The following is a 5,163-nucleotide window of genomic DNA, read 5'->3' as shown; positions in this document are numbered from 1 at the left end:
ATCATTGGTCCCCTCAACTGTGACCGTCACTTGCTGGGTGGTGGTCGCACCTTGATCGTCGGTTACCGTGACCAGCATGGTTTCGGTATGAGATTCACCCTGTGCTAGGGCTTGGTGAGCATTATTATCTAAGGTGTAATGCCACTTACCCGAGCTAGCATTTAATACAAACGTACCGTAATGACCTTGAAGATTATCAGGGGTATATGTCAGTACTGCGCCATGGTCCACATCACTTGCCGTGACTTGACCTTGTACAAATAACACATCATCTTCTTTCACAGTATCAGCTTGGGCATGACTGGTGATGACGGGCTTATCATTAGTACCTGTCACCGTCACCACAACCGTTTCAGTGACCGTTGCGCCTTTGTCATCAGTCACTGTCACCAACATAGACTCAGTGTGGGTTTCGCCCGCGGCTAAATCTTGGTGATGCTTGTTATCTAGCGTATAAGTCCATGTGCCTGAATCAGCATTTAAGGTAAAGTCACCATACACGCCGTGATGATGCCCTGCGGTATAAGTCAATTTAGCATTATGATCGACATCACTGGCTAATACTTGACCTCGAACCAATAGCGTTCCGTCTTCGTTGACATCGCCAGTATGCATGTCCGTATGTAGTACGGGTTTATCATTAGTCCCTTCAACAGTAACGGTGACCTGCTGGGTAGTCGTTCCACCTTTATCATCAGTGACGGTAACCAGTAATACTTCGTTGTGGGACTCTCCCTCAGCCAGAGCTTGGTGCGCATCATTATCTAAAGTGTAATGCCACTTCCCAGTACTGGAATTTAAGGTAAAGACACCATAGTGACCTTGCAAATTATCCGGTGTATAAGTCAATACTGCGCCATGATCCACATCCGTTGCCGTTACCTGCCCCTTAACAAATAACGTATCATCTTCTTTTGTGACATCATGTTGTGTCTGACTAGTGATAACCGGAATATCATTGGTGCCTTGCACTGTAACCGTAATATCTTGATGGACAGAAACGCCAGAATTATTAGTAATCGTTACATGTAAAACTTCGGTATGCGATTCACCTAAAGCAAGATCTTGATGATGGCTATTGTCTAAAGTGTAACTCCATTCACCCGTATTTTTATCTAGAGCAAATTCACCATACTGACCATGTAAGTTATCAGGAGTAAACGATAAGCCTGTTCCTTTTTGAGCACTATGTGCATCAACCGTTCCGTGGGTGACAAGTGTGGTATCTTCCTTAACAACTCCAGATTGTGGCGTTCCAATAACAGGAGGAGTTAAGTAGGAAGTATTTGGCTGTCCAGAAGAAGTATAGGTGTGCGAATTAACCGAGATGGCTGGAGGCGTCATCATCTGGCCATAGGTAGAAATACCCGCAACAGGTGTAATCTGATTCCCATAATGACTTACGTAGTGATAGTGATGGCCACCCGTATTTTCAACATGATGTTGTGGCTGAAATTGTTCAGTCGTTGCAGCAGTTTGATTCGTTGTTTGGGGATTAACCGCCTGTGAACCTTTTGTTTCAGATTGCACATAATTATTCTGCGAAGTATGAGTTACATACTCCGTGTGATGCAAAAGATCGGGGGTATTGTCTTCATTATGATGACCTGTATCAACGACATGATAAGACGGTAGAATAAGCGCCATTGAGTTGCTACGCGAGATGTAGCTTAGAGGTACCACAAGGCGTCGAGCTTTTTTAGCTCTCTTTCTCGTACCTTCATTGTTAGAAACTTTTGTAGCTTGCTTGTTCTTTTCTGAATCTGCCATTAATTTTACCACCACTGCTTACACTTAGATAAAGTATGGTTCATTACTACCAATTTTATAAATATCAGTTCACATATCAGTGCAACTCATTGTCGAGTGCTTATAGTTTGTAAAATATCTACTATGCCTTTCAAGAGACATTCGTTTTTGTTAGTGATATTAAACCGGAACTGTTATATATATTCATACTTTGTTACACCATTTTAGTCTGATACGTTGCTAGTTTCAGTTTTCTAAAGTTAGATTCCACAACAACCATGCAACAAAATGAATATAGTCTAAGTTACTATTATCAGTAATAATTTCTGCATTTTTTGGCCTTGATTTATTTTCCTTATTTTTTTATATAAAAAAGCCAGCGATTTATGTGAGACCTAACGAGTATGTCAGGCACTACATAAACAACTGGCATTTCAGTCAGAGCTGTAAATCGAGCCATTAAGACTCGATATTCTATTAATGGTGGCTAGATCCCCAATCAACAGTACCTGTATCAGTCTGGTGATGATGTTTCGTTGGATCGTCATCATCTTGATGCTGAGTATGATCAGGCTGAATTGAATGATCCACTACCGGTACGCCATGGTCATCAACACTAGTTGCGGGATCATGGCCTAAAACAACATCAATATCACTCGGTTGATCATTAGCTTGCGCATGATGCTGAGCATCAATCCCGAGCTGATCCAAATAAGCACTGGCTCCAGTGCTATGATGATCTGATGAACTGTCGGCTAAGGCATTTAGATCAATTTCTGGGGTGTCTTGAGCGGGTTCGTCAGGACTTTTTACGTATTCAACATCATCGATTTTTCCTACGTGCTTATTCTCATCAACAACAAAGTGCCAACGTAAAGTATCACCAATTTGCTGACCACTGTGTTCAATGTGTCCCTCGAAATGCAAATCGATTTTTCCATCTTTTGGAATTTCAATATGTAAGCCTTTAAGTTGGTTTTCATGAATAACAATAGGGTCGCCTTTATCCAGGTTTTTATTTGTTGCTATTACCGTTCCATCACCAGCAATTATCTTAAACTCTGTAGAATCTTCTCCATTTCCTGTTAAGAGCACCACTCTATGGCTGTCTGGAACAGGTGATGTCGTATGCAAAAATGTATCAGTATTCATGTGGAATGTTTCGGTTGTTACTGATTTTGCCAATGAACCTTGTGATAACGTTTGCTCAGAACTTGCTAAAAGTGTCTCCCCATCACTGAATATAATCCCTCTCACACCATTCATACTAGAGATATCTATACCATGCCCATGCAAGCCACCACTAATATTATATTTACCACCGCTACCGGTAATTTCACTTTTTAATGTGTAGTCTGATGATTTACCAGGAAGGTATAAATAATACCCATCACCATTAACTGATTGCACGCCATTTTGTAGGTTCGAATTCGAAGTATGGGCTAAAAGATCATCTACTCCGGAAAATGAAACTATATGATTATCACCGCCATTTACATTCCCTGAATAGGGGTGGTCAAGTAAAAATTGATGTGCATCATCAATCGTTAAACCAGGAGCAACAATAGTGCCATCTTGTTTAATAGTTACCTCATGCTTATCAATCGTCAGGTGAATATCATGATCAACCGGGGCACTTGCTTGATGGGTATTTAATGTCCCATAAATTAAACGCGCACCATCATGCACATTTATGTTTTCTCCAGGAGCTGCATAAACTAATTTAGACTCTGGTTTAATTGTTGTACTCACCTTATCAGAATCATTAAGGTTGCCAGCTTTATCTATAGCCTCAGCAACTAACTCATGTGCTCCCTCCCCTAATACATGTGCATGCTCTGGGCTAGACATATCGTATTCATAATTACCATCTTTATCCGCCAATACAGAACCGAGCTCAACGTTACCATCTTTAATAACTACTATAGAGCCCGCTTCCGCTGTCCCTGTTAGTATTGGACTAGCATTGTTGTTATTAGCATTGTGTACAGATAGTGTTGGCTTGGGATTTTCAGTATCAATTGTCACATCACATGCTATTGACGATGCATGGTTACCAACCTTATCAGTAACCTCTGCTGTAATATGATGAATACCTTTTGTTAGTCCAGCATCTTTTGGCGGAGTAAAACTCCAATGTTCAAGCCCTTTCCCATCCCTGTGAGCGAACCCAAGAGAAGTTTTTCCATCAAATATCTCAACGGACTCAGCATCAACATCTACTCCTGTAATAGAGAACGTAGGAGTCACATCTTTCGTAATAAGATCTGAGTCACTGCCAATATGAATAGCACTTGATGTAGGATCTTGCCCATATGTATCTGAAGTAGAATCTAAAGAAATTACTGGTGTATGCACTGTCGTATCAACGACTAAATTATGGCTCGCTTCTAGCGCTGGATTACCCGCTTTATCATTCACGTTTGCCGTGATCGTCAAAGAGCTACCACTAGTTAGACCGGACAGGTGTGCTTTATCTACCGTTGTACTCCATTTACCACCAGTGACACTACCTGGATAATTTTGACCATTAAAGTTCACCGTCACCAGTTGACCATCTTCAATACCTGACGTGGTACCAGAGATAATCAAGTCTTGACCTTGTTCGGTTTGGTTTATCACATCATCAGTAGCAAGGTGGTCATCAATTGTGATTTTCCCGGCCGTGATATCCACTACAACAGGCTCAGCCGTCATACCAACATTGCCCGCTTTATCTGTCACGGTAACAATAATATCACTTGCACCCTCTGGTAAATCTTTAACTAATGCACCCTTTGGTAACTCAAAATCCCCATTTTCATTTGTCGTATAAACCTTATAGATTTTTGCTTCACCACGAATTTGAATGTCTACTTCCGTATCCTGAGGTATGGCCTTGTGCGAACTAACCTCTACATGGCCCGAAATAGCTGGGCGCCTATCATTACCGGATGCAATCGGATCTAGCGTAATTAAAGGAATATCCGTCGCAATAATATAACTATGGCTATCCGTATCTGAGCCTGTATTTCCTTCTGCATCCTGAGTCGTAATGGATGCTTCAACTTGAGTGTGCCCGGTAAATTCACTACTCGGTACATCAACAGTAAAGTGCCCAGAACTATCAATAGAGCCTGAATATGGCGTCTTATCGATAGTAACTATCACTTTGTCGCTAGGATTAAATTCACCTGTCACACTACCTGTTACAGCAATCGTACTCTGTTGAGACTCAGTGAGATTAATAATGTCATCTTTCGCAATGTTTTCAATTTGAACCGATACAGAAGGTGGGGTTGTATCCACAATAACTGTCTCAGTCGACTTCCCTACATTACCCGCTTTATCAGTCACTGTAGCGCTAATATAACTTGAGCCATCTGGTAAATCTTGAAGTAATGCACCCTTTGGTAATTCAAAATCCCCTTGCCC

2 protein-coding genes are annotated in these 5,163 nt (G+C 41.3%); both read right to left on the bottom strand.

All coding sequences use genetic code 11. The features are described 5' to 3' along the window. The coding region (locus VEZ01S_RS10240) for a VCBS domain-containing protein (RefSeq protein ID WP_040890706.1) at nt 1-1,770 on the bottom strand (1,770 nt) is incomplete at its 3' end. A 456-nt stretch (nt 1,771-2,226) separates the two neighbouring features. Then, nucleotides 2,227-5,163, bottom strand: a 2,937-nt coding sequence (locus VEZ01S_RS10235) for an Ig-like domain-containing protein (RefSeq protein ID WP_021713970.1), incomplete at its 5' end; no start/stop codon positions are given.

Source organism: Vibrio ezurae NBRC 102218, from assembly GCF_000467185.1.
In the GTDB taxonomy this organism is placed as follows: Bacteria; Pseudomonadota; Gammaproteobacteria; order Enterobacterales; family Vibrionaceae; genus Vibrio; species Vibrio ezurae.
The sequence above is the reverse complement of the archived record's forward strand: the minus strand, read 5'-3'. Positions and strand labels throughout refer to the sequence as shown.